Annotated in this window: 29 protein-coding genes; 13 read left to right on the top strand and 16 right to left on the bottom strand. The window is 62.4% G+C overall.

Annotation, left to right across the window (positions count from 1 at the left end):
- Window positions 1-223 precede the first annotated feature (223 nt).
- Entirely contained in the window at window positions 224-556 is a 333-nt protein-coding gene (locus BLV07_RS04435; RefSeq protein ID WP_143035345.1) for a tetratricopeptide repeat protein, read from the bottom strand.
- A 255-nt stretch (window positions 557-811) separates the two neighbouring features.
- On the opposite strand from BLV07_RS04435, the gene BLV07_RS04430 reads away from it, so the two are divergent.
- From BLV07_RS04430 to BLV07_RS04395, 6 genes are all read left to right on the top strand, one after another.
- Complete coding sequence (locus tag BLV07_RS04430) at window positions 812-2,221, top strand: alpha/beta fold hydrolase (RefSeq protein WP_091880406.1); 1,410 nt, start codon at window positions 812-814, stop codon at window positions 2,219-2,221.
- Window positions 2,222-2,791: 570 nt separating this feature from the next.
- Complete coding sequence (locus tag BLV07_RS04420) at window positions 2,792-4,561, top strand: adenylate/guanylate cyclase domain-containing protein (protein WP_244550954.1); 1,770 nt, start codon at window positions 2,792-2,794, stop codon at window positions 4,559-4,561.
- Between the two features lie 323 nt (window positions 4,562-4,884).
- Window positions 4,885-5,517 carry a DUF1326 domain-containing protein gene (locus BLV07_RS04415; protein ID WP_091880136.1) on the top strand — a complete coding sequence of 211 codons (633 nt, stop codon included), beginning with the start codon at window positions 4,885-4,887 and terminating at the stop codon, window positions 5,515-5,517.
- Window positions 5,518-5,556: 39 nt separating this feature from the next.
- Window positions 5,557-6,372 (top strand): DUF2182 domain-containing protein, encoded by an 816-nt coding sequence (locus tag BLV07_RS04410; RefSeq protein WP_091880134.1) that lies wholly within the window; start codon window positions 5,557-5,559, stop codon window positions 6,370-6,372.
- Between the two features lie 99 nt (window positions 6,373-6,471).
- Window positions 6,472-6,672: a DUF2905 domain-containing protein gene (locus BLV07_RS04405; RefSeq protein ID WP_091880131.1), complete on the top strand. Its 201-nt coding sequence runs from the start codon at window positions 6,472-6,474 to the stop codon at window positions 6,670-6,672.
- Between the two features lie 576 nt (window positions 6,673-7,248).
- Complete coding sequence (locus tag BLV07_RS04395; protein WP_091880128.1) at window positions 7,249-8,586, top strand: adenylate/guanylate cyclase domain-containing protein; 1,338 nt, start codon at window positions 7,249-7,251, stop codon at window positions 8,584-8,586.
- Window positions 8,587-8,710: 124 nt separating this feature from the next.
- On the opposite strand, the gene BLV07_RS04390 is transcribed toward BLV07_RS04395, so the two are convergent.
- Window positions 8,711-8,974, bottom strand: coding sequence for a hypothetical protein (locus BLV07_RS04390; RefSeq protein ID WP_091880124.1), 264 nt, complete (start codon window positions 8,972-8,974; stop codon window positions 8,711-8,713).
- 186 nt (window positions 8,975-9,160) lie between these two features.
- Between BLV07_RS04390 and BLV07_RS04385 the strand changes: the two genes are divergently transcribed.
- Complete coding sequence (locus BLV07_RS04385; protein WP_091880121.1) at window positions 9,161-9,661, top strand: hypothetical protein; 501 nt, start codon at window positions 9,161-9,163, stop codon at window positions 9,659-9,661.
- A gap of 3 nt (window positions 9,662-9,664) precedes the next feature.
- On the opposite strand, the gene BLV07_RS04380 is transcribed toward BLV07_RS04385, so the two are convergent.
- The 9 genes from BLV07_RS04380 to BLV07_RS04330 all read right to left on the bottom strand — a co-directional run bounded on the left by BLV07_RS04380 (window position 9,665) and on the right by BLV07_RS04330 (window position 14,384).
- Window positions 9,665-10,390 (bottom strand): SOS response-associated peptidase, encoded by a 726-nt coding sequence (locus BLV07_RS04380; protein ID WP_091880118.1) that lies wholly within the window; start codon window positions 10,388-10,390, stop codon window positions 9,665-9,667.
- Between the two features lie 1,227 nt (window positions 10,391-11,617).
- Entirely contained in the window at window positions 11,618-11,938 is a 321-nt protein-coding gene (locus tag BLV07_RS04365; protein WP_091880109.1) for a hypothetical protein, read from the bottom strand.
- Window positions 11,935-12,567, bottom strand: a complete 633-nt coding sequence (locus BLV07_RS04360) for a hypothetical protein (protein ID WP_091880106.1) — start codon at window positions 12,565-12,567, stop codon at window positions 11,935-11,937. Before BLV07_RS04360 ends, BLV07_RS04365 begins: the two co-directional genes overlap by 4 nt.
- Window positions 12,564-12,746 (bottom strand): hypothetical protein, encoded by a 183-nt coding sequence (locus BLV07_RS04355; protein WP_091880103.1) that lies wholly within the window; start codon window positions 12,744-12,746, stop codon window positions 12,564-12,566. The genes BLV07_RS04360 and BLV07_RS04355 overlap by 4 nt, the downstream gene beginning before the upstream one ends.
- The gene (locus BLV07_RS04350; protein ID WP_091880100.1) at window positions 12,746-13,132 is read right to left on the bottom strand and encodes a hypothetical protein; all 387 of its coding nucleotides are present in this window, start codon (window positions 13,130-13,132) and stop codon (window positions 12,746-12,748) included. The genes BLV07_RS04355 and BLV07_RS04350 overlap by 1 nt, the downstream gene beginning before the upstream one ends.
- Window positions 13,132-13,416 (bottom strand): hypothetical protein, encoded by a 285-nt coding sequence (locus BLV07_RS04345; protein WP_091880097.1) that lies wholly within the window; start codon window positions 13,414-13,416, stop codon window positions 13,132-13,134. Before BLV07_RS04345 ends, BLV07_RS04350 begins: the two co-directional genes overlap by 1 nt.
- Window positions 13,417-13,519: 103 nt before the next feature.
- Window positions 13,520-13,810, bottom strand: a complete 291-nt coding sequence (locus BLV07_RS04340) for a hypothetical protein (protein ID WP_091880095.1) — start codon at window positions 13,808-13,810, stop codon at window positions 13,520-13,522.
- A gap of 30 nt (window positions 13,811-13,840) precedes the next feature.
- Window positions 13,841-14,119, bottom strand: coding sequence for a hypothetical protein (locus BLV07_RS04335; RefSeq protein WP_091880092.1), 279 nt, complete (start codon window positions 14,117-14,119; stop codon window positions 13,841-13,843).
- A complete protein-coding gene (locus BLV07_RS04330; RefSeq protein ID WP_091880090.1) occupies window positions 14,106-14,384 on the bottom strand; it encodes a hypothetical protein in 279 nt (92 codons plus the stop codon). The genes BLV07_RS04335 and BLV07_RS04330 overlap by 14 nt, the downstream gene beginning before the upstream one ends.
- Before the next feature lie 147 nt (window positions 14,385-14,531).
- Here BLV07_RS04330 and BLV07_RS04325 point away from each other — a divergent pair, with 147 nt between their 5' ends.
- Entirely contained in the window at window positions 14,532-15,053 is a 522-nt protein-coding gene (locus BLV07_RS04325) for a hypothetical protein (RefSeq protein WP_091880087.1), read from the top strand.
- Here the strand turns inward: BLV07_RS04325 and BLV07_RS04320 are convergent.
- On the bottom strand, window positions 15,022-15,330 hold the full coding sequence (locus BLV07_RS04320) for a hypothetical protein (RefSeq protein ID WP_091880084.1): 309 nt from the start codon (window positions 15,328-15,330) through the stop codon (window positions 15,022-15,024). The genes BLV07_RS04325 and BLV07_RS04320 overlap by 32 nt on opposite strands.
- 151 nt (window positions 15,331-15,481) lie before the next feature.
- Between BLV07_RS04320 and BLV07_RS04315 the strand changes: the two genes are divergently transcribed.
- The 5 genes from BLV07_RS04315 to BLV07_RS04295 all read left to right on the top strand — a co-directional run bounded on the left by BLV07_RS04315 (window position 15,482) and on the right by BLV07_RS04295 (window position 18,252).
- Window positions 15,482-16,015 carry a hypothetical protein gene (locus BLV07_RS04315; RefSeq protein WP_091880081.1) on the top strand — a complete coding sequence of 178 codons (534 nt, stop codon included), beginning with the start codon at window positions 15,482-15,484 and terminating at the stop codon, window positions 16,013-16,015.
- Entirely contained in the window at window positions 16,012-16,410 is a 399-nt protein-coding gene (locus BLV07_RS04310) for a hypothetical protein (protein WP_091880078.1), read from the top strand. The genes BLV07_RS04315 and BLV07_RS04310 overlap by 4 nt, the downstream gene beginning before the upstream one ends.
- A complete protein-coding gene (locus BLV07_RS04305) occupies window positions 16,407-16,967 on the top strand; it encodes a metallophosphoesterase (RefSeq protein WP_143035344.1) in 561 nt (186 codons plus the stop codon). The genes BLV07_RS04310 and BLV07_RS04305 overlap by 4 nt, the downstream gene beginning before the upstream one ends.
- 164 nt (window positions 16,968-17,131) lie before the next feature.
- Window positions 17,132-17,365, top strand: a complete 234-nt coding sequence (locus tag BLV07_RS04300; RefSeq protein ID WP_091880072.1) for a hypothetical protein — start codon at window positions 17,132-17,134, stop codon at window positions 17,363-17,365.
- On the top strand, window positions 17,362-18,252 hold the full coding sequence (locus BLV07_RS04295) for a metallophosphoesterase (RefSeq protein ID WP_091880069.1): 891 nt from the start codon (window positions 17,362-17,364) through the stop codon (window positions 18,250-18,252). Before BLV07_RS04300 ends, BLV07_RS04295 begins: the two co-directional genes overlap by 4 nt.
- 451 nt (window positions 18,253-18,703) lie before the next feature.
- On the opposite strand, the gene BLV07_RS47330 is transcribed toward BLV07_RS04295, so the two are convergent.
- The 4 genes from BLV07_RS47330 to BLV07_RS04285 form a co-directional block, all read right to left on the bottom strand.
- On the bottom strand, window positions 18,704-18,982 hold the full coding sequence (locus BLV07_RS47330; RefSeq protein ID WP_176945266.1) for a hypothetical protein: 279 nt from the start codon (window positions 18,980-18,982) through the stop codon (window positions 18,704-18,706).
- A gap of 97 nt (window positions 18,983-19,079) precedes the next feature.
- Window positions 19,080-21,395: a UvrD-helicase domain-containing protein gene (locus BLV07_RS04290; protein ID WP_244550953.1), complete on the bottom strand. Its 2,316-nt coding sequence runs from the start codon at window positions 21,393-21,395 to the stop codon at window positions 19,080-19,082.
- Between the two features lie 100 nt (window positions 21,396-21,495).
- Window positions 21,496-22,287, bottom strand: coding sequence for a UvrD-helicase domain-containing protein (locus tag BLV07_RS48585; protein WP_244550952.1), 792 nt, complete (start codon window positions 22,285-22,287; stop codon window positions 21,496-21,498).
- 103 nt (window positions 22,288-22,390) lie between these two features.
- Entirely contained in the window at window positions 22,391-23,074 is a 684-nt protein-coding gene (locus BLV07_RS04285; RefSeq protein WP_091880066.1) for an 8-oxoguanine DNA glycosylase OGG fold protein, read from the bottom strand.
- Window positions 23,075-23,748: the final 674 nt, after the last annotated feature.

The following is a 23,748-nucleotide window of genomic DNA, read 5'->3' as shown; positions in this document are numbered from 1 at the left end:
TCCTCGGGATCAGGCCGCTGATCGCCGCGATCGCGGCCTGAGGTCGGTCCAGTTTTGACGGCCCAGTAAGGCCGTTTTTACACGGCCAAGACCCAGAGCCGACATCACCCCCTCGGCACCCCGGCCAAGTGAAACCCTTTTACCGCGCGCTTGGCACCTGCGAGAAACGCCGGATTGTCGCTTACTGAAAAGCTCTTGAAGCGTTTGATAGTAAACGTCGGATTCAGCGCAAGCCCCACCTGCACGGCAGCCCACGCCTCTTCTTACCGAGAAGCGCGAGCGCAGCAGCCAGCCCAAAATGCGAGGTGGGATGATTACGGTTGGCCTCGATGCTGCGGCGGAACCAGCCGAGTGCTTCGGCGTCGGCGCTAACCTGCAACTTGGCGAAGCCGACCATCATAGACCACTGGAAGCTGAGGATATCGCGAGGAGAGAGACGAAATGCATCACTGACATGAGTCTCGGTCTCTGCTCCGCGCCCCATAAAATATTTGGCCCAGCCGATCAGCGCGTGCGCCTCAGCTATATTTCGATCCAGCGCCAATGCCTTGCTCACGAGTGCCACCGCCAAGGCTTCTGAAGGTAACTCGATTTATTGCGCCGCGTAAGTCCGGATATGTGCCCGAAGGCGAGGGGCGTGACGGCGCGCGGCGTTTCAGCCGTCGAATGCAGACCAGACATGGCTGAGACGCGGCCAAGTCGACGGGAATGATCCGAAGCGGATACGCCCAGACGGCGGCCAATGGGGGTTTTTACTAGCGCGGGTCCAATGCATATGATTTGCTTGGGTGAGGTGACGGAGGACACTTTCGTGGTTCGCGCGCGCGTCGAGCGCCGGCTGGCGGCAATTCTGGCGGCTGACGTAGCCGGCTATTCACGGCTTATGGGCGACGACGAAGAAGGCACTCTTGCCGGATTAAAGGCGCACCGCCGGGAACTGGTCGATCACAAGCTCAAGTCGCATCGCGGGCGTCTTATCAAAACGACTGGTGACGGAATGCTCGTGGAGTTTTCGAGCGCTGTCGAAGCGGTGAAGTGTGCAGTCGAAGTTCAGCGCGGGATGATCAGTAGGAACGCGAGTATCCCTCCTGACCGACGGATTGAATTTCGCGTAGGTATAAATGTCGGGGATATCATAGAAGACGAGGGGGATATCTTTGGCGACGGCGTCAACGTAGCCGCGCGGCTTGAAGGCATGGCGATGCGCGGCGGCATCTGCATTTCCCGTCAGGTCCTCGATCAGGTCGATGGCAAGCTAAAGCTTCGTTTTCGCGAGTTGGGCCGGCAGAACCTCAAGAACATCGTACGGCCGATCGAGGTCTATGCCATCGATCTGGACAAGAACGGATCGCCCGCAGCGCGTGTCCTGTCGGCGGCTAATCTCAAACAGGACATCCGTTATTGCAGGGCCACGGATGGCGTGCGGTTGGCCTATGCGATGGTCGGAAGTGGACCAGGGCTGTTGAGATCGGCGCATTGGCTTGGCCACCTGGAGTATGACTGGAACCTTCCACTCTACCGTGATTTTCTGCTCGGGCTTGCCTCGTCATTCACGCTCGTCCGGTACGATGCTCGCGGCAACGGCCTCTCGGACTGGGACGTCGGCGAGCTCTCGCTTGACGCATGGGTCAAGGACATGGAAAGCGTAGCCGACGCGGCCGGCCTCGACAGGTTTCCGCTTCTCGGATTCTCGCAGGGCTGCGCCGTTTCGATTGCGTTTGCGGTCCGGCATCCCGAGCGCGTGTCGCACCTGATCCTGTATGGCGGGTTTGCTGTCGGCGCCAACAAGAACCCAAATCTTTCGGCCGCCGATCGGGAGCGGTTTGCGGCAATGAAAACGCTCATGAAGCTGGGGTGGGGCGCGGATGAGCCAACCTTCCGGCAGCTCTTTACATCGTCGATGTTACCGAGCGCCACAAAAGAACAGGTCGACGCCTTCAATGAACTTCAGCGTCTCAGCGCCTCGCCGGAGTCCGCGGTGCGTTACCTCGAAACGGTAGCTGATTTCGACGTCCGTCCCTTGCTCAAACAAGTTAAGGCCCCTACGCTCGTGATGCATGTTCGAGAAGACCGCAGGGTTCCAATCTCTTCGGGCCGAGATATGGCCGCGGAAATTCCGGGCGCCAGATTCGTCTCGCTGCCTGGTCAAAATCATATGCTGCTGTCGCAGGATCCTGGCGCACCAATTTTCCAGGAGGAGGTGCGTAACTTTCTACTCTAGTTCGTGCGGCCGTATGCGTTACGAAAGTAGCAACTGCAGGTCGCTTCTGCTTGGACTCTCAGCAACCCAGTGATGTCGCCTTATCCCGGAGCCGAAGGTCCCGTGGGCGTTGTCGGCGTCCGTTGTGGGGCGTAGAGAGGACGCTGCGGAGGTCAGCCATTACCGGGAGCTCATGACCCCATAGTAGACTTTGTGCGCATCGCGTGCAGTTACGGATATCAACCAATATCGCAATTGATACACTTCGATCTGCTCGGCAAGCTTTTCTTTGGAACCAGCCGATCAAACTGCAAGGCGCGGAGGATTATGTCTATGTACCTCCTCACCGCCTGTCTGATCGTGGTCGTCTTGAGTGCCGCGATATCGTTTCGTCGATGCAGGCTTCTATCACGGAACCGTCAGGGACGGCTCGCACTCCTTGACCTGAGCGCCCCTTGCCAGCTTCTCGCACTGGCGGAGCCGGAGCACGGCCGGACCATTCCATTAGCGGTCATGGCAAACGTGATGGACACAGCCCGATTTTGAGCCATAGACTGCCCTGATACCACCCTGCTGGACAGGAGCGCACTAATGGCCGAGGCGCGGATCGAACGCCGGCTTGCAGCCATTCTGGCAGCCGATGTCGCAGGTTACTCGCGGCTAATGGGAGCCGACGAGGTCGGCACTCTGGCAGCCCTGAAAGCCGTGCGCCGAGAGGTCGTCGATCCCGCGATTGCCAAGCATTGTGGCCGGACTGTCAAGACGACTGGCGACGGCATGTTGGTGGAGTTCGCCAGTGCCGTCGATGCGGTGAATTGTGCGGTGGGCGTGCAGGCCAAGATGGCGGAGCGCAACAGCGGCGACCTTTTGCAGAAAATTACGTTCCGCATCGGAATCAATGTCGGGGATATCATCATCGAAGGCGACGATATCTTCGGAGACGGCGTCAATGTCGCAGCAAGGGTCGAGAACGAATGCGAGCCCGGTAGTGTTTACCTATCCGGTAGTGCATTCGAGCATGTGAGAGGCAAGATCAGCTTTGCGTTTGACGATCTCGGGGAAAGAACGCTTAAAAATATCGAACGCCCAGTGCGGCTCTACGGCTCGCGAATTGGGAGAGCGATACCTAAGAGCCCTAATTCATCTGCCGAGTTGAACAAACTTCCGCCGCTGCCGGATAAACCCTCGATTGCTGTTCTACCGTTCCAGAACATGAGCGCCGATCCCGAGCAGGAGTATTTCGCGGATGGGATGGTTGAGGAGATTATCACCGCACTCTCGCGGTTCAAGTCGTTGTTCGTTATCGCGCGCAATTCGACCTTCACTTACAAAGGCAGGGCTATCGATATCAAGCAGGTCGGGCGCGAACTTGGGGTGCGGTATGTGCTGGAAGGGAGCGTGAGAAAGGCGAAAAATCGCCTTCGCATTACCGGGCAGCTCATAGAAGCTGAAACCAATCGGCACATCTGGGCAGACAAATTCGACGGTGCCCTCGAAGACGTGTTTGACCTTCAAGATATGATCACCAGCAGTGTTGTCGGTTGTATCGCTCCTAAGGTCGAATTAGCAGAGATCGAACGCGCCAAAAGCAAGCCAACGGATAAATTGGACAGCTATGATTGTTATTTGCGCGGCGCGGCTTCCTTTTATCAGAAGGCTCCTGTACTTGATGCCTTCCAACACTTCAAAAAGTCGATTGAGCGCGACCCTGAGTTTGCCGCCGCCTACGCTATGGCCGCCTTTATGCTGCAACGTCAGCAGGCGGATTCCGGCTTACCACTAAGTGCGGAAAAGCGGGCCGAAGCAATTAGCCTTGCCCGGCAAGCGGCTAGAATGGCAACTGATGACGCCTTCGCACTCGCAAGATGTGGACACACATTGACATACCTTGCGCACGAATATGACCGAGGAGCGGCACTGGTAGAGCAGGCTGTTACACTCAATCCAAATCTCGCCGTGGCATGGTATTCTCGTGGATGGGTTGCACTAATGAGCGACGAGTTCGAGCGTGCCGTTGAGAGCTTTGAAAGAATGATCAGGCTTAGTCCCGTTGATACATTGCAGGCGCACGCTTTGGCAGGTATCTCTATCGCATTGTTTAGTCTGGAACGTTACGAAGAAGGATGCGCGTCCGCGCTGAAGGCAATTCAGTATGCCGCAAACGTACACACATTAGCAGCTTGCACTATCAATTCGGTGCGCGCTGGACATAGGGCAAAAACCCAAGAGGCGATTGGCCAATTGTTGGAGCTTCATCCGGATTTCCGCCCTTCTAACGTTCAAGAAATCTTTCCGATACGTTCTGATCAGGCGCGCAGTCGGATAGTCGCTGCGCTCCGCGATGCAGGATTGTTGGATTAGGATGACAAGAGAAATCAAACTCGCACGAGTTGATCGAATAGGGCGCATCTGCTGCGGTGCAAGAGTCCGGAAATGGCCCTAAAGGCGAAGACCTTCGGAAGCCCGTTCAGGTCTGCTGGTGGAGGTAGACCGGAGCTCGTTCGTGGTATCCTCGACCGGAGCTTTTGTGACCCGAAGGAGACGTTCGGGTCAGCGCGACCGGCATCCCCATCATGTCTTTCGGGCGCATAGAAACGTGATAGTCTTGGCAAGAGCCTAGGGCGTCCAAGAAGAGTTCATCTGCGCAGGTTTGGTCCTGCTTCCGAGTCGATAGGGAGGGAGTTATGGCAGACCAGGTTCAATGGCAGCTTTCCGGCGATTATTTCGAGAATTGCAGTTGCAGCGTCGTCTGTCCGTGTCTCGTCTCGACAGCGGCCCCTCTAACTTCAAAGCCGACAGAGGGTGTGTGCAACGTACCGCTCATCTTCCACATCGACAGCGGCAAGTATGGCAGCCTCGCGCTCGACGGCCTCAATGTCGCCCTCGCAATCCAAACGCCTGGACCGATGGCAGAAGGCAACTGGTCGGTGGCGGCCTATATCGATGAACGTGCCGACGCCCAGCAGACCGAAGCTCTCGGTGCGATCTTTACTGGCGCTGCCGGAGGGCCCATGGCGGCGTTTGCGCCGCTGATCGCCAAGAATCTCGGCGTGAAGAAGGTCCCGATCACGTACCGCGTGGAGGGCAAGACACGATCCGCGGAAATTCCGGGTATCCTGCACATGTCGGTCGATCCGCTGCCGACCGCGCATCCGAGCGGCGAGATGTGGGCAAACACCGGTCATCCGGTGAGCCCCGAAAAACTGGCGCTCGCCGTGGGAGCATCGGGGAATAGCTTCACCGATCACGGCATGCGTTGGGACAATTCCGGCAAGAACGGCCACTACGCGCCGATCCGATGGACAAGTCAGTTGTGATATCGTGACACAGCCCGCCGGCGGCGACATTCATCACAAATGACCGACAGCACACTGGAAGAGGTATTGCGGCGAGATCGCCTGCTCGTTGCCGGAGCGCTCGGCGCGACCGCAGCGCTGGCCTGGGGCTACGTGCTTTGGCTTGCGGCCGACATGGACATGGGCGGCATGGACATGACCGGCTTCCGCATGATCCCGGCCGGCCTGGGATTCATGGCGCCGGCGAACGCGCCCTGGGGAGGGATCGAGTTCGCGTTCGTGTTTGTCATGTGGGCTATCATGATGATCGGCATGATGGCGCCGTCGGCAGCACCCATGCTTCTCATGTACGCGCGGGTGGGCCGACAGGGAAACGTTGAGGGCAAGCCGCTCGCGGCGACGGGTTGGTTTGCCGCTGGCTATGTTCTGGCCTGGACGGGTTTTTCGCTGGCGGCAACCTTGATCCAATGGATGATCGAACGGGCGGCCTTGCTCGATTCCCGGATGGCCAGCGCGAGCAATGTGCTTGGAGGCATCGTGCTGATTGCGGCGGGCGTCTATCAATGGAGCCCGCTGAAGGACGTATGTCTCGCCCGATGCCAGAGCCCGATCGGTTTCCTGATGCGCTACGGCGGCTTTCGCCGCGATTTGTCGGGCTGCCTGCTCATGGGCCTTCGCCACGGTGCATATTGCATCGGCTGCTGCTGGGCTCTGATGGCGCTATTGTTCGTGGGCGGGGTGATGAACGTACTTTGGATCGCTTTGCTGGCGCTGCTTATCCTTCTGGAAAAGCTGGTCCCGTTCGGACGGTGGATCGCGCGTGCCGCCGGCGTGGCTTGCGTCGCCGCAGGTGCCGGGATGCTGTTCTTCAGGTAAGCGGCTCCTGTTTGTGGTCAAGCGACTAAAATCGCAGTGCTAACGCAGCGAAGTCCCGCGGTGTCACTGTAAGGGCCGCAGGGCCGATGGAGGTGCGAGATGTCGCGCACGCTCATCATCTTCGGACTTGTGCTGGTCGCCGCTGGGCTGCTTTGGCCTGTCGTTGGCAAGTTCGGGCTCGGCCGGCTACCCGGCGATATTTACGTCGAGCGGCCGAATTTTGCCTTCTACCTTCCGCTGACGACCTCGCTCGTCATCTCCGTGGTGCTAAGCGTGATCCTGTGGCTAGTGAACCGATAGGGCGCGTCCTCAGTATATCGCGGCGGCCGGATCGTTTTGGCGAGGCCGCCGCGAAGAAGGGGTGGCGATGTCTCGGAGCGGAATGGAACGAATGGGTTTGCCGCGCGTCGAATCCCTGCCCCCGGCATCCCCCTAAAGCCCCGCCGGGGGAAAACCTACCCACCAGGTTGGCGGTCCTAATTGCGCACTATAGCGCAAGGACCGTTTGCGCCCGGAGGAGGGAGCAACGAGCAATCGCATATCGGAGCGGAAGACGCCGACCGCGGCCGAACGGGAAGCTCGAAAGGTCTTTCGAGACGCGGACGCCAAGGTGGCAGTGTCGGAGCACGAACGCGCCCAGCAGGCGTTCCATGCGAACCGGGAGCGGCTGAAGGCCGGGCGGCTGGCTCGCGAGGCGGCAGCGAAACGAAAGCCCCAGACCTGATGATTGCGCCCGGCGCCAGTGACACACTCCGCAGGGACCGGGCCCTGGCCGAAGTCCCGCGCCGATAGCGGGAGTTCACCGCTGCCGCCCTCCCTTGTTGCTCTCATGCTTGATTTGAAGAATACTCCTTCACGTAGCGCAGGGGGCTGGCCATGGCTGAACTTGCATTGCCCGAGACGCAATATGCCCAGAGTGGCGACTTCAGTATCGCATACCAGGTGATGGGCAGCGGCCCGCTCGACATCATCCTGGTGCCCGGCATCATCTCGCATATCGACTATCAGCATGAACTGCCGGGGTACACGCAGATCCTCCGCCGGATGGCCAGGTTCTCTCGGGTCGTTACCTTCGACAAGAGAGGGCAGGGGTTGTCCGACAGGCTTGCCGATGTCCCCTCTCTCGACGAGCGCATCGACGACATTCGCGCGGTCATGGATGCCGTCGGATCTCGGCGTGCCGTGTTGGTCGGATTCTCCGAAGGCGCCTCCATGAGCGTGTTGTTCGCGACCACCTATCCGGACCGTGTCTCTCACCTGGTTCTTTTCGGCGGACTTGCTCGCATCGCCGACCTTTTTCCGCCGAACTGGTCGCCGGCCGCCGCCGAAGAAAGACTGGCGAACCTCGTCAAAGTGTGGGGCAATGGAGCCTTTCTGGGCAACGTCTTCGCGAGCGACGCCTCCAATCCGGAGGCTGCCGCGCGCATCGCGAAGTTCGAGAAGCTGGCGAGCAGCCCGGGCGCCATCAAGTCCTACATCATTTCGAACCGCCGGATAGACGTCACCGGCATTCTTCCGTGTGTCCGGGCCCCCACGCTGGTGCTGCATCGGGCGACGGACGCGCAGGTGCCGGTCGCCCTGGGCCGTCGGATGGCGGCGGAAATCCCGGGCGCGAAGTACATCGAATATCCGGCGGGAGATCACGCCTTCTGGACGGGCGACACCGAGACGGTGGTCGGCGACATCGAGGAGTTCGTGACGGGGCATCGCGAAGCGGGGGACGCCGATCTGGAGCGCATTCTCGCCACCGTCATGTTCACGGACATCGTCGACTCGACGCGGCAGGCCGCCGAGATCGGCGACCAGCGGTGGCGGAGCCGACTGGACCAGCACGACGCCCTTGCGCGACAGCTAATCGAGCGGCACCGCGGCAATCTGGTGAAGACTACCGGAGACGGCGTGCTTGCCACCTTCGACGGGCCAGGTCGCGCGATCCGCTGCGCGCTGTCCTTCAGCAATGCTGCGCACCAGATCGGACTACCGGTACGCGCCGGCTTGCATACCGGAGAGATCGAGATGCGGGGGAGCGACATCGGCGGCATCGCGGTCCACGCGGCGGCCCGCGTCATGTCGCAATCGGGGCCTGACGAGGTGCTGGTTTCGCGAGTGGTGACGGATCTCGTGGCCGGAGCGGGACTGCGGTTCAGCGAGCGCGGTTCGTATGAGCTCAAGGGGCTGCCGGGCAAGTGGGATTTGTTCGCCGCCAGCGCTTGAGCCCCGCCTCAGACAAAGGCTCTGGCGTCGAACGGCTGACATGGATCCGGATTGCGTTGGTGTGGAGCGAACTCACACGCCTGCGGCCGGCCGCGAGGAGTCTCGGTTGGACGGAAGAGGCCGCCTAGTCGGGCCGGCACTCCGGGCAGGTGTCGCCGATCGAATCCAGAACATCGCGCACCTCGGCCGCGGCTTCGTCAGGAGAGACGCCGGGCGGCTGATCCTGCCGAGCGATCTCGAACGCGCGCTCGCGGGCATGCGGATCGGCGCGGTCCTGCACCCAGCCGTGCTCCTCACACTCGCGGATGGCGCCGGCTTCCTGCAGCACCGATATCGCCCAGCCTCGCAGCGTCCGAGTCACGGGCCGCCGTTCCTTGAAGATCAGCATCGAAATAGCTCCTTGGCCTTCCACGAATCCTTGTCGGCCGCCGTGCGTTCCGCGCTGCTATCACAGCCCAGGGATTCGAAATCACCGGGGCTGCGCTTTTCCACGTGTTCCCCGGTGTGCCGACAGAGGAACAAGGCGTCCGTGCGCCCATTGAATCGGCGAGTGCGAGTTGCGTGGAGTTGGCCGATGACCGCGGAAAAGCAGGTACTGGAAGCCGTCGAACGGGCCCAGGCCATCCTGGCGACCTACGTGGAACCGGGCGAGCGGGACTGCGAGCGGACCGTCAACGACCTTCTCGACGTTCTCGACCGCGACGAGGTCGTCGCTGCGGTGGAGGAGCTCGAACGACGCGGCGAGGCCGTCGATGAGCTTAGGCGCCTTCTCGATCGAAGTCCGCCTTCTTGGAGTTCGCCGCCCCGGAATGCGGCCGATCCCGACCTGCCGCCGATGCCGCCCGAGAAGCGGCCGCAGGATCCGGCCATGGACGGCAGCGACATGCGCTTCGAGGGCTACCGTGTGGAGACCAGAGAGCACGCCGGCGAGTACCCCGACACGATGCCGCAGGTCATCGAAGTCACCGACGCCGAGGGCCGCAAGGCGGCGTACGTGCCGCTTAGCCGCGACGGCAAGGTCGTCGAGAGTTCAGCGGTCGTGGACAAGCTCAAGCAGTGCGAAGACAGCGACTGAGACTTAGGCGGCGGCCGGCGCGGAATCTTCTTTGACGCCGCGGGCGACGATCCGGAGGGCCCCGTCTGGAAGCGGCCGCTGCAGCCTCAGAGCCTCGTTTGCCGGCGCGGTCATCCAGGTCTCGACCTCTTCGGGCGTCGTCAGGATCACGGGCATCGCCTTCGGATGGACGGCGAAGACTTCGGCATTCGCCTCAGTCGTCAGAAACGCATTAAGGTCGTTGGTGGTCTCGCCTTCCTTGATCTTCCTCACCGAGGTCCAGTTGGCCCAGATGCCGGCAAAGCAGGCGAGGGGACGGCTCTCGTCGAGAGCGAACCAGATGTCGCCTCCTTCGGCTTTGTTGAACTCGCTGAATGAGTTAAACGGCACCACGCAGCGATGCTCCGGACCCAGCCAGCGCGTCCAGTGTTTGCTCTTCACGTTGCGGATGTTGGTTGTACCGCTGTCCGGCTCCAGCCGCAGCAACTCCTTGAAGTCGACCGTCTTGCCTTTCGCCTGCAGTTTCTCGGCTCGTTTTTTGGTTGCCTGCAGGAGGGCTTGGCTCGAGGACGGCATGCCCCACCGCGCGGTTGCGAGCTCCCGGCCGTCAGCGCCGTTCCGGACGATCGGCGCCTTGTAGTCCGGAAACACGCCAGGCATCGGCGCCAGATTCCCGACGTAGCGGTTGACGACGCGGAACAGCGCGCTGATGGCGGCCTGGTTGGTGGTGATCGAATAGAGATTGCACATCGTCAGGTCTCCGGGGCGGCCTGGCGCGGGCGCTGCGCCAACTGTAGCAGCGTGGCCGCGGGTCGCCGCACATAACGATGCCGCCGAACAAGACTTTCCGAGGAAGATGCCGGCGGACGCGTGGTTCGGGTTCAAGGGGTGTGATCGCTTCGAGATCGAGGAGCAATCCTTCCGGTTGCCGGATGATGAAGTTTTGACGATCTTGAAGCTTCCGGACGAAGCAGTGGCATGATCGACAGGAAGGCTCGGGCACCATCGTAAACCTTGAGGCAACTTCGAGGGTGAGCGATCACCGCTTTGTGCTCTCCTGAGCGAAGATGCCATTTCCGATTGAACTTCAGAAGACAGTGAATAGCCATGACGAACGATGGGCCCGAGCGAGTCGCGGTCGATCACCCGTACCGTTCGTCGAATAAGTCCATAGGAGAGGAGAGCGTTGACCAGCGCATCCGCGCAATTCGGAGACGCTCCTCGGGCAATGCGCTCGAATGCTTCAAGGATATCGTTAAAGAGGCCGTCGCAGGGATGATTGGCTGACATCATTTTCGCTCCTCTCGATCAAGAGAGTCACAGCGATACAAAAATTGCAAGGTCGAGCAGAATGAGGACTGTTGAAGCTGCAATATCGGCGAGAGAGACCATTGGAAAAATGAAGGCAACCGTCAAGACAAGGGGAGGAAGCAAATGGTGCCCTGCTGCTACGATTCCGTTGCTTTCGATTTCTACCGCGAGATCCAGCGCCTGCTGGACGGCGCCGGCCGATAGTTCAAATTGCCATCATTGGGCGGCGGCGTAACGCCTTTTCTGCCACAGGCCTCCGGAATCAGGCTTTTTCTGCCGGCCTAGTGCGTTTTCTGCCGGCGGCCCTTCGAATAATGTGTTTTCTGCAGCCCTAACGCGATTTCGGCGTGGGCGCCGGCGCTTGGGGTAAGGAAATCAGGGCAGGAATCGATTTCGGCCCGACTTCCTTACCCCGTGGCGGGCGCACCGCGTGTAAGGAAATCATGACAGGCGCCGCCCGGTGTCATGGCTTCCTTACATCCGGCGCCGCAAGCCGGCCTGGGCCATTTGGGAAGCTAAGTCAGTTAGCTTCCCATTATCGCACGGTGTCTTACCGTCTCTGCACCGTGCGATGCCGAGGAGCGTCAAAGGTGACGCCATCAAACTTGATGTCCTATCCTTCGACACTCCCCGTTACTCCCCCCCGGAGGTGACACCTGGATATTGTTACGAATTCGTAATGCGCGATTTTGTCGCGAGCGCGCGCGCGAGGGTCACCCTGAGGTGCTTCGCGGCATTGATGCCCGCGGCGGTCAGCCGATACTCATGACGAAAGCGGATTCCATCTTCAAAGCCATGGCTGGGGACGATGAGGCCCGCGACGACGCAACGTGTGATGTCCTCGAAACGGACGGCGCGCTGTAGGCCGCTCCGGTGCGACGCCGAGCAGACGCCGCCGTCCGGGGCGTCCCAATTGGATTGCCAGACGACCTCGCCGCCGTCGCGGAGAGCGACTAGGATTCGGATGAAATCGGTAACCCGCATCATGCGTTCGCCGCCAGCCAGGCGAAGCCGGCGTCGGTGATGTGCCAGTCGATTTCGTACCATCCGTGGTCAGGCAGGGCGCTGCAGCGAGCGATGAAGATGTTCTCAATGAGCGTGTCGAGCGGCCTGGTGCTGACCTTCTTCGGCTCCTCGCCATGTCGCTGCAGCGTCCATGACGACCACCTCATGCCGCGTTCGTGCAGCACGGCGCCGTCGCGCATCGCGACGAGGACGCCCTTCGGCGCCGGCGTCAGCCTCGTCGTCGGCGGTCCCGGCACGTAGACCGGCGGCGGGCGGCTGGCCCGCTCCTCCTCCTCGCGCCGCATCCGCTCCGCGTACTCCGCATCGCGGCGCTCGGCCTCCTCGCGGCGCTTGCGGAAATACTCCTCGCGCATGTCGACGAGCCGCTTGAGAGTCTGGATCCTGCGGGTCAGCCGTTCCCGATCGACCCTCGCCGGCGCCTCGAAGTGCTCGAAGTCCGGAGAGATCAGAGCCACCATGAACCGGCCGCAGTCGTAGAGGCCATACCAGTCGTCGACGCGCTGGATCAGCTCATAGGAATCGCCCTCGACGAGGAAGAAGTTGTAGCTGAAAAAGTTGCGGTTATCCTTGTCGATGTAGGCAGCGCTCACGCGAGCATCTCCATGGCCGCCTCGTCGTCGGGGTCGAGGCGCGCCGTGCCGCAGATCACGGCGACGCCTTTTGCATCGAACAGGCCGTCGGCATCCGGCATCGGCGGCGCGTTGCGGCGGCGCGCCTGGTTGGCGGCCGCGGTGGCGAACACGCTGAAGTCCATCTCGCTCTGCTGCATCACTTCCCCCAGTTTGGGCCGTATGAGCCGAGCGGCACGTCGTTTGGATCGAGCCTCACCTGCGCCTGCTTGCGCACGTACGGCGTCGGCGGAGGCGGGCGCTTGAAGCCGGCCGGTGCCGGCGCCGCAATCTTCGGCGGCGGCAGGGGCCCGACGCGCGGAGCGGGCTTCACCGGCGCCGGCGGCCGGGGCGGCAGCGCTCCGGGCCGCGGCCCAGGCATCGGCGGCAGCGGCCTCGCGTAGGTCGGCGGCGGACGCGTTGCGGCGGGCACGATCGGCGCCATGATCCGCCTCCTGCCGTCCTCGTCGAACTCGACGTCCTCGGGCGCCACACTCTCGGCGGGCTTCGGCGCCGGCGCGCGCTTGATAGGAAATCCTCCGACCATTATGCGGCCTCCTGCTCATTGTGGCGGAACGTCCAGGCGTGCAACTTCATGACGAGATCCTCGACCTCGTCGTCATACACGCGGCGCGCGGCCTGCCGGACGTCGAAGCGGCGGGCCTCGGACTTGTCATCGAACTCGCGGGCGGCGCGCTCGACGGCGTCGGCCTGGGCGCGGAGCGAGGCGGCTTTGTCGTGCATCGCCTGCGCGACGAGGTCCTCGATGTAGCGGAGGTCGTCCTCAGCAAGCGCGGCGTTATCGACGAGGTCCAGATCGCCGGGAGGCACGTCAGCAGCTTCTCGCCGCGGCGCTGCCAGCGCCGGCGGTCGATCACGCGGAGCGCGGCCACGAACCGGCTATAGAATCCGGCGTGCTGATGACGGGTGCGCCTCATACGATGTCTCCCGTGCCGCGCGCTGCTGCCTTGGCGGCCTGCTTCCGACCGACGCCGAACCCGTCCGTCCAGGCGCCGATCAGGTCGACGATGACGGCGTCGGGAAGGTCGCCGGCCCGGACGAACAGCATCTCGCCCTGCGAGTCCTTGACCGAGAACCAACCGCCGGCCGGATTGCCGCTCGACGAAGTGCGGCGGACTACGTATTCGCGGCCGAAGACGGTCAGCGGCTTGTCGCGGTGAACGACGCGCGGTTCGGTCTTGCGGTGGTCGGCGATGTTGATCACGGACAGTAGACTCTCCAGGGAAGGTCGCGATTATCCTTGCAGCGCGAGCAGATGCGCACGCCGCGATGAGGTGACATGAACTTCTTGCCGCTTCACGTCGGGGCCGTCGATCGACAGGCCGAGATACGAAGCCTTCGTCCAGATCGCGGTGACGGTGCGGCCCATGCGGGCCGCGATAGCGCGGACGTCGCCGCAGGTCTCGAGATAGAGATCGGTGAGGCGCTCGCATTCGGCATCGGACCACGGCGCCGCCGCCTTCGACGGCGCGGCGGCCGGCGCGGACCGCGCGAGGAGATCAAGCTGCTGCATCGCGGTCCACCTTGATCGCCGACAATAGGGATTTCTTCAGCTTCGTCAGCGCCATGCCGCGCTCGGCGGTCGCGTCGCGCTCACGGTCGATAAGGTCGAGCAATGCGAGGTCGACGTCGCGGGCCGTGCGCTTGCGGCCGCTCAGGACCGCCCACAGCGTGCCGCGGGAGATCCCGAGTCCCTGAGCCAGGCGGCGCCGGTACGCCTCCCCGTAGAGCCCCGTACCGACCATTTCGATGCGGCCCGGCAACGTGGAACGCTTCACTCCTCAGTCTCCGATGATGTATCACAAATAAACATAATATGTTCAACAGCGGAATTCGTCAAGCGGGGCGAATCCTTGCCGTCGGTGGCCGTTTGAAATTTCAGGATTGCGTGATCTGGTGTCGCCGTCCAACAAGGAGGCCTACCCATGAAATCGATCTTCGCCGCCATCGGTACCGCGCTGCGGGCCACGTTCGCGCTTCTCCGAGCCCTGATCTCGATCCCCGGCCGCCTGTTCGCGGGGCTGCTCGGCGGCTCGATCGAGGCGCCCCCTGAGCCTGGCTCGAGCGAGCTGGTGCGGAGCCTGCGGGCAGAGCTGGAGGAGACCGGCGACAGGACGCGTCGCAACGCCGAGAAGATCGCCGCGATCGTCGCGGCCTGGTGCGCCGACAGCATGCTCGCCGGCCGCCCGCTGCCGGCGCCGACGCCGCCCCGGGTGTCGCGCGGGGTCGCGAACTGGCTTCCCGGGCTGTCACGGGAAGAGTGTGCCGAGATCGTTTGTGCTGGAAAAGAAGCGGTTTGCGAGCACATCGCCGGCGTCTGCGCCATTAGGGGCGTGCGCCCCGTACAGCGTCTGGAGGCGCTGTCGACGTGGCCCTCGGCGGCGCCTGTCGTCGCGGAGCCGCCGGGCTTCCTGTCTATCTCGATGGGCCTGCAGGACGCACGGTGAAGGATCGGACGAGCAGACGGAGGCGATATGCTTCCGCCTGCAGCTCGGCGTTCTCGGCCTGCAGCTCGGCGAGCTCCTCGCACTTCTTGTAGCGCAGCAGCTCGCTGAGGTTATAGGCGGTCTTCAGCTCGTCGTGCGTCCAGCGCGCGCAAGCTTCGCGGTTCGCCTGCACGACAGACTGCAGACCGGAGACTACCGCGCCGGCCAGAAGACCGGCGCCGGTGAGCGCGCCGGCGGTGAAGGCGGGTGCGTTGAAGTTGGTGTGGCTGTCGGACATGGGGGTCGATTCCTTGGTTGGCTTGAACGCTTACTGTCTACCAGCATTGACATTACTGGTACATTAGTGGCACAGTTAGCCTAAGATTTAGTTCCGTCGATAGATCGAATTCTGCGGATCGCATCGATTTCGAGTCCTTACGGAGGCACTCATGACTGACGAGCACCTGGCAGCCGGCGCGCTGTCCGCCGGCATCGACTTGCCGGGGACCGACGGCGCGCCGCACGTTTCGGACATCGCCGCCATGATCCACGAGTTCGAGGCGCGCATCGCTCTGCACGACGTCGGCGAGACCGCCAGCACGTGGCTCGCCAACGCGCGCTCCGCGCTGAAGAGAGCGCTGCAGTACGTTGAGGAGTTCGCCGAGGTCGAGGCCAAGGCGAAGACTGAGGTGTCCGCCATCAAGGACAGGATCACGACTGTCGTTGCCGCGCGGCCGCTCAGCGACACGCACGATATCCAGGTCTACTCGGATGGCACCGCCGACGTTCGAGAAGGCGGCCAGCGGCATCGACTGATCATGACCACTGCCCCCGAAACCGACGATCCGCTCCACGCCGTCACGCGCAGCGTCGAGGGCGACGTGATCGTGCGCTGGAGCGAGCTGACGGACGCCGAGCGCGAGCAGGCATGGCGCGACTACGAAAAGGCGTTCGGCACCGCCGCCGAGAAGGAGGCCAAGTGAGGTACCTCGCAGACCCAACGTTCCCTCCCGGCCGCGTCGAGATCCGAAAGGACAGCGCGATGATCGCGTCCGCGCCGGTCGACGCGCTCGCGCTGTTCTCCTACGCTCTTGTCGTTCGGCGAGGAGCTGCGCGCCAGCCCGCTCACCATGATCTCGGTCCGCGCCTGGGAGCGCCGCGAGGCGAAGCGGAGGGCTGCCAAGTGAGGCTTCACGCCAGCGAAACGGTCGCGCTCGGCCAAGTCGTCGTCCAGCAGCCCGGAGACATCCTGGTCTGTCGACTCGCCGATCTGCAGTACGTCCCGGGCCTCAATGAGGACGTCGACATGATCGTCGACCCCGCCGACGTGGATGCGGCGAAGGCGATGTGGTTCGAGGACAAGGGGAGGATGCAGTGAGCACGTTCTTGACTGCAGACTGCCATTTCTTCCACGGCGCCATGCTGAAGTTCTGCCCTGAGACGCGCCCCTATGCCAGCGTAGAGGAGATGAACGACGCCATTGCTGCAGCCTGGTCGGTCGTCAGGCCGACCGATGAGGTCATCGTGGTCGGCGATTTCGCGCACCGCGCCGACCCGAAAGATTTGCGCAAGCTGTTCGATTCCTTACCCGGCGTCAAAAGACTGATCAAAGGCAACCATGATGGGCCCGACACCCTAAGCCTGCCGTGGGCCAGTATCCACGACGTGGCCTACGTGACCGTCGACAGCACGTACTGCATCCTGGCTCATTATCCGTGGCGATCTTGGCCCCGGATGAAGCGTGGCGCCTTGATGTTGTACGGCCACCACCACGGCCGTCTGCTCGGGAACCAGCAGTCGTGCGACGTCGGCGTCGACGTGTTCGGTCCGGCGCCGGTGCGGCTCAATCAGATCAAGGCGCACCTCGCTACTCTGCCGCCGCTGGTCGATCCCGAGGGCGGCGACAACTTCGAGAACGATGGAGTGAAGCCGTGAGCGTCGAGACCGCCGACACAGACAACCCGCAGGGCCCCCGCGAGCGTTAGCGTGCTCTCGATCTCGACGAGCGCCGCACCGCTCTGCAGGTCGGGGTCTGGGCGCGTGCGACCGTCAGCGTGCGCCAGCGCGCCGCGCTGCCGCCGCGCATGCCGAGAGACATCATGGACTGGCTCGCGGGTCTGAACGCCGACGAGCTGGGGCACCTGTCGCGGGCGAGCACGGCGGTGATCAGGCCCCATATCGCCGGCGAGCCCGGAGGCCGCATCAACGGCGTCCGCGCGGTGCAGCCGCTGCCGCACGCTGGCGCGCTCGTGTTCCCGAAGCCGCTTCCTCCGGCCGAAGACATGCGTGACCGCGCCGGAGGAGGCGGTGGTCCGAAGAGGAGGCTCGCATGACCCGGCTCGCAGTCCAGTCCGATCTGCACATCGACCAGGAGCGCAACGGCTATCCGAAGCCGCCGCCGGTCGAGGCCGACGTGCTGGTCGTGATCGGCGACACGACCAATGCGATGACGCGCTCGCTGCACTGGATCGCGGAAACTCTCTGTGATCGCGTGCGGCGCTGCGTCTACGTGCCCGGCAATCACTGCTTCTACCGCGGCTCGCGCGGCTCCAGCGAGGAGAACACGTTCTACGAGGATCAGATGGCCCGCGGCCGCGAGATCGCGAAGTCGCTGGGAATCGATCTCCTCCAGAACGATGTTCTGCATCTTGACGACATGGGCATCCGGATCGCTGGCGCGACGCTCTGGACCGACTTCAGCCTGCTGCCGCCCGGCTGGTCGCGGAAGATGGCGATGTACTATTCGCAAAATGGCCGCTTGCGCGACGAGGACCGCTGGGCACAACGGGACCGCCACAACGACTTCGTCGAGATCCGCATGGGCGCCGGCAACGGCGACCACCGCTTCACGCCGTCGCAGTGGCTGAAGCTGCACAATGAATCCTTCGACTTCTTCTTGCGCGTGCTCCAAACACCGTACGACGGCGAGACCGTCTGCGTTTCGCACATGGGACCGGCTTCGTCGGTCGAGCCTGGAATGCACTCGTGGTTGTACGGCTCCAAGGACATCGAAAGAGGCTTGATGAGGGGGCCGAACGCGCCGAGCCTTTGGCTGCACGGCCACGTCCACAAGTCGCTCGACTACACGATTGGCGGCACGCGCGTCGTCTGCAATCCGCGTGGTTACGCTTTGGCTAACGGGATGCGCGAGAACCCCGATTTCGATCCGGCGCTCGTAGTCGAGATCGCGCCGCGCCAGTCGCTGACGATGAGGATCTGAGCATGCTCAAGATGATGTCCGCCGAGATGCTTCGCTTGCACGCGCTCTGCCGTTGAGGCGGCGCGCGAGAGAGAGAGAGAGAGAGAGAGAGAGAGAGAGAGAGAGAGAGAGAGAGAAGTGGCGGAAAATTTTGAGCATGCGCTGGCTCCAGTTATAGGTGAGGTCGAAAGGTCCGCGGCAAAGAAGGGCTGCCTCCGTAACCGATTGTGGTGCCGCAGCAAGATCTGAAGCTGCGACTAGACGGTCATGAGCCGGAAGCTGGCGGACTGAAAATGGCCTCAGACGCTAGGCCTGGCGCAAGGCTGGAACCGCCAGTTGCCATACCGGGATTCCGAGCACCTTCCCTTCGACTGCAAGGCGCAGAGGAAGCAACAGGGAAGCCTCCTCGTTTAAGGGTTCGCGTTGAGCGGGCCTGACGAGACGCTTGTGCGACGACATCGGTCGTTTTCGCTCAGGCCGCCATCATCCGGGCCGAGGGCAAGACGGTGATCACCGTTCCGGTGGTCATCAGCACGATTAATCCGCGCTCTCTGCATGATGCGGTCGATGGCGGCTTCCATGGCACCCTCTGGTTCTCTGAATAGGTGGCGGCGATCGGATTGACCGTCATTGTGTTGGCGACGCGGGTCGGCACCTCGAAGATGATCTCCGAATGCGCGATCTGCCTGCTGCGCGATGCGGCCGACGTTCCGGCCGGCTTCTGGACGCCGGGCGCAGCGATGCAGCACAATATCCTCGCGCGACAGGTTTCGCGTCTCGCGCGCCGGTCATGTCGAGATAGGTGCGGACCTGCGAGCGATAGTGGTCCAGTGTCTGATGATCGGGGTTCACATCGCTCTTCCAGTCGACCACGACGGCCGGGCGGCTGTCAGCGTCAACGCGTCCGCGATGCCGGCGGTCGCCGTTTCCTCGTCGTCCTCCGCACCGGCGGCATAGACGGGAAACTCTGCCAAAAGCCCCGCCCGCAACGGCGCGATCTCCGGCAGGGCCAAGGTGCGGATGACGCAGGCTGCCAGTTCTTCCGGCGAAAGGCCTACCGTCGGATCAACGGCGGGCAGCCGCCCGAGTTCTTGGATCAGCTCGTTCGCGCGTTCGATGAGGGCTGACGCGGCGTCATCGATCTCCCCAGTCAGGATCTCTTCCATCAGCTTGTGGAGGATCAGGCCGCGCTCGCGTCCGCCTTGGACGGTAATCGTGGTCTCCAGAAGCTGATCGTCGGCGGCGCCCATCCAGATTCCGGCCTTTTCTTCCTGGAGCACGACGCCCGAGACGCTTTCGTCGCGGCTGGGCGCAAGCCAAGTGAGGCGCGTCTGGCGAGCGGCGATCGCTGCGGCCTCGGCAGCAAAGAGTTCGCGTGTCTGGGTATTGACCGGCCCAGCGTCAGCGGCGGCTTCGCCGAGCGACAGATGGGAGAAGTCGAGGGCGGGAAGTTCGGCGAGCGACAGATCGAGAAGACCAATCCAGGCCGATCTCGCCGAAGTCGCATCGAGCCGAGGCAGCACGAGGAGTTCGCGGGCGCGCGTCGCGGCTACGTACCAGAGCCGAATGCGCTCACGATCGAGCTCCTCCTTCTCTGCTTGTTGCGCGTCGTCATAGCCATCGGGCTCGACGCCGAGGACCGGACAATAGAATGTGTCGGTTTGGCGGTCGACGACCGCGCTGTCGGGCGACATGACGCCCGTGATGGTGTTGACCGGGATGACGATCGGCCATTCGAGGCCCTTTGCAGCGTGCATTGTGAAGAGCGCGACAGCCTCTTCCTGCGCGTCGGGGCGGCCTTCGACAGCGCGTGTTTCGTCGGTCCAGGCTGTGGTCATCGCCTCTGCGAAAGCGCGAAGGCCGCGCACGGCGTAGCCGGTCGACAGGCTCAGATAGAGATCGACATTGGCGAGCGCGCGCTCGGCCTGACCGCGATGGCGCGCGAGAAGAAGAGGTCGAACTCGCATCATGTCGACGGCCTGCGAGAGAAGCTCGTGAGGCGTCGTGCTCTTGCCGCGCCGGTAAAGCGCCTGCAGCTTCTCGATGGTGTCGCGTGCGAGTGGATGGACGATGTTGGTGAGATCGACGCCGAGATCCAGGCGAGGAATCCGATCGGGCTCTTTCTCCGAACGCGGGAGCGTCCAGATGATATCGAGTAGTTCCTCTTCAGTGAGGCCAACCAAAGGGCCGCGCAGCAGGGCGCCGAGCGCCAATGTATCCCGCCAGTCGGCGAGCACTCGGGTCAGCGCGATCAGGTCTTGGACCTCCTGCCGGCGGAAGAGACCCTTGCCGGCCTGCGTCGCCACTGGAATTCCCCGACGTTCCAGAGCCTCCTCATAGCGCCACAACTCAGCTCCGGTCGGGGCCAGCAAGGCGATGTCGCCCGGCTGGCAGATGCGTTCGGCCCCTTTGCGCCGATCGGCAATGCGATGGCTGCCAATCAGGCGCGCGCACATTTCAGCAACCGCCTCAGCTTCGGCATCCCGTTGCTGCTCAGCGCTGGCCTTTCCGTCCTCGTCGGCGACGGCGATGTCGAGAGCGGCGACGCAGGATCCGTCGCGGGGATCGTCGTGGAATGGGTCAAGGGCGGTAAAACCGGGTTGACCGTCGGCCGACAGCACGGCCTCGAAGCGCTCGTTGACGAACGTGAGGATCGAAGCGCACGAGCGGAAATTGGTGCAGATCGGCAGGAGGCTGCCGGGATCCTGAGCACGAAAGGCGTCGCGTGCCTGCACATAGGCGCCGACGTCGGCACCGCGGAAGCGATAGATCGCTTGCTTGGGGTCGCCGACTAGGAACAGCGCTCCCGGTCTGACCCGAAATTGCGTCCAATCGGTCTCTCCGGCGGTAGGCTCCCCGCACAGCCGCCAAAAGATCTCGGTCTGCAGGGGATCCGTGTCCTGGAATTCATCGACGAGGACATGCGCAAAGCGCTGTCCCAGCGCGCGCCGGACATCGTCATGGTCACGCAGCAGGTCGCGCGCGGCGAAGATCAAATCATCAAAGTCGAGCTGGGCGCTTGCGCGCTTGTGGGCGCGAAAGCGTTCCAGGATCGGACGTGTTTCCTCGATCAATGCAGCCAGAACTCGGCTGGCTGAGGCCTGAAGGAGCGAGCTCCAGGTATCGCAGCAGGCGGTGTAGTGACCTTGGGCGGCGATATTCAATCGCTCACCATCGGCCTTTGAGAGGCCCGCCTGCTTCGCCGCGTTAGTCCACTTCCCCTTCTTGCGGTACGAGGCGAATGCGCCTGCTTTCGTGCAGAGGTCAGGATGCGGTTGCAAGGTCAGGAGACGGACCAGACCCGAGGGCGTTGTAGGGCTCGGGGCCGTTGGCCAGCGCGGCCATCATCTCGGTCAGCCGCTCGACAATCACTGCCGTCTCCGATTCGACCGCCGCAGCCTTACGGATGAAGGCTGCAAAATCCGCCGTCGCTTGCCGGAAGGCTGTTACACGAGCTTTGAGCGGCGACACGGGCGGGGCGGAGAGAGCACGTCGACGCCGGAGGTTTTCGGCAATCTTGCGGATGAGCGCCACGGTCTCACCGGGGCTCTGCAGTACCATTTCGGCGAGGATGCCGCCTTGGTCGCCGGACAGGCGCTCCCGTAACCAGCCATCGACGATCTCGATGAAGCTGAGATCAGCCTGATTGGGGTCCATGACACTGGCACCGGGATCGATATCAGCTTCGGCCGGATAGGGCTTGATCAGGCGCTGGCAGAAGCCGTGGATGGTCGAGCAGGTGATTTCGTCGATCGCGGCGCTCGCAGTTGCGAGATTGCCGCGCTGCACTTGAGACAGGCCATCGGGCCGCGCCACGCGCAGCTCGGGTGCGATACGTCCAGCCGAGAGGTCGGCGACAAATTCGCGAACGCGCGCGAGAAGTAGATCGACAGTCCGTGCTGGCGACTTGCTTTCATTCCATCCAAAGACGCACACTCCCGTAAGGCCATCATTGGAGTCGCAGGCGAAGGCAGAGAGATCGCTACCAATGGCGGACGAGATTGGTGCTGCTGCGAGTTGAGCTAGGAATTGTCGCCTGCTGAATATCATCTTCATGCCGAGACGGTACGATTTATATATTCAACGTCAAATAGTTCTGAAAATCGTCTTCGCTTCCAGCTCTCGCAAGCAGCATTGCGCTGCGTCCCTGCGACGACATCTAGCTCCACATGCCCGGACGCGCAGCACTTCGAAACAACGCGAGCTCGATCACTTCGGGTGTAGTTTGAAGATGAGCTGCCAAAGCTGATGCTTCTTCGATATAGCTGCCATAGCTTCGGGTTGCCTTCGGATAGAAATTGGAAGATCCGAGGATTGACCTCGTTCTCGGAAATGCGCCGGCCAACGAGTCTTTAGCCGAGGTTATGGCCTTTATGACGTTAGCGTCGTAGATCAGAGCGGGACCTTCTCGGAAACTGACTCTGGCGAAATAGGCGATCTTCGTTGTACTCGCGAAGCCCACACCGGCAACGAGTTGATTTAGCCGTTCGATAGCTTGTGTCGCGGGTGCGGCATGTGCGGACAGTTCGGCAAGCACCTCCATAAAACGCTGCGCCGCATCGAATGCGTGCGCGAAGCTTATCCATTGGCCGCCTGGTCTTCCGCCGCGGGGGAATCCCCAGACGATCGCCGCAATAACTCCGAACTCAGGTTTTGCTCTGGCGATTTCGAAGACACGATGCCGCGTCAGCTTCCCGCTTTTGGATTGGCAACTTTGTAAAACGCTGTCGAGCGGAAAGGGATCTCTAACCAGAGCGCGATGTTTCTCCCAGACTTTTGGATTGTGACTGGAGCCGAAACCCATCATCTCTGCCACGGTTGGCAATTGTATAGCCTGCGTCATGCCGCTCCCAACATCATCCCTGTGCTCTCGTTCCCGAAGTGCCTGCCACCAGCCAATCTAGGCACGGCAAAGAATTAAGTGGCCGGAAAAATTGGCTACGTACTTCCCCGCCGCCCCCGACCACAGGACGGGACGCGGGCTGGCCCGTGAACACCATCGCGGCACACGCCGCCTTCCTCATCGCTACGACCGCCGGGCTTCACTTTCACGGGGACAACTGAGGGAAACCTCCCTCACAATCGGCCGACTTTCCCTCAACCATCACCTCGAATCGTGAGTGAAAGTCCGAGGAATATCAAGAAGCCCCTGCAAGACAAGGACTCGGGCGATGCGCCGTCGCCGTTAACGGGCGGCGAAACCGCTGTCGATGCAAGTAAAGCAAATTGAGGCGGCCGTGCGTCTTCTGCTCGAGAAGATGATTTCTGATCAAAAAGAGATGAACAGCCGCGATCCGGGGGGACACCAGTTTACTGCGCGAGATCGCCGAGGACGAGCCGAGCAACCTAGGGGGCAACTCAACGCTGGCCGATCCCGCCGTGGTCGACCTCGTCTATCAACACCGTTCTTAGGCGTGCCTAGCCTCGCCCGCTTGCTTTGGTAAGATCGCTGCAATACCCTAGATGACCGAAAATCGAGGGTTTTGGATGGCCGAAGTGGCCGCGCATATCATAATC

Origin of the sequence: Bradyrhizobium sp. Rc2d (assembly GCF_900099855.1) — a bacterium.
Classification (GTDB): Bacteria; Pseudomonadota; Alphaproteobacteria; order Rhizobiales; family Xanthobacteraceae; genus Bradyrhizobium.
Note: the sequence above shows the minus strand (reverse complement) of the source record. Positions and strands in the feature narration are given on the sequence as shown.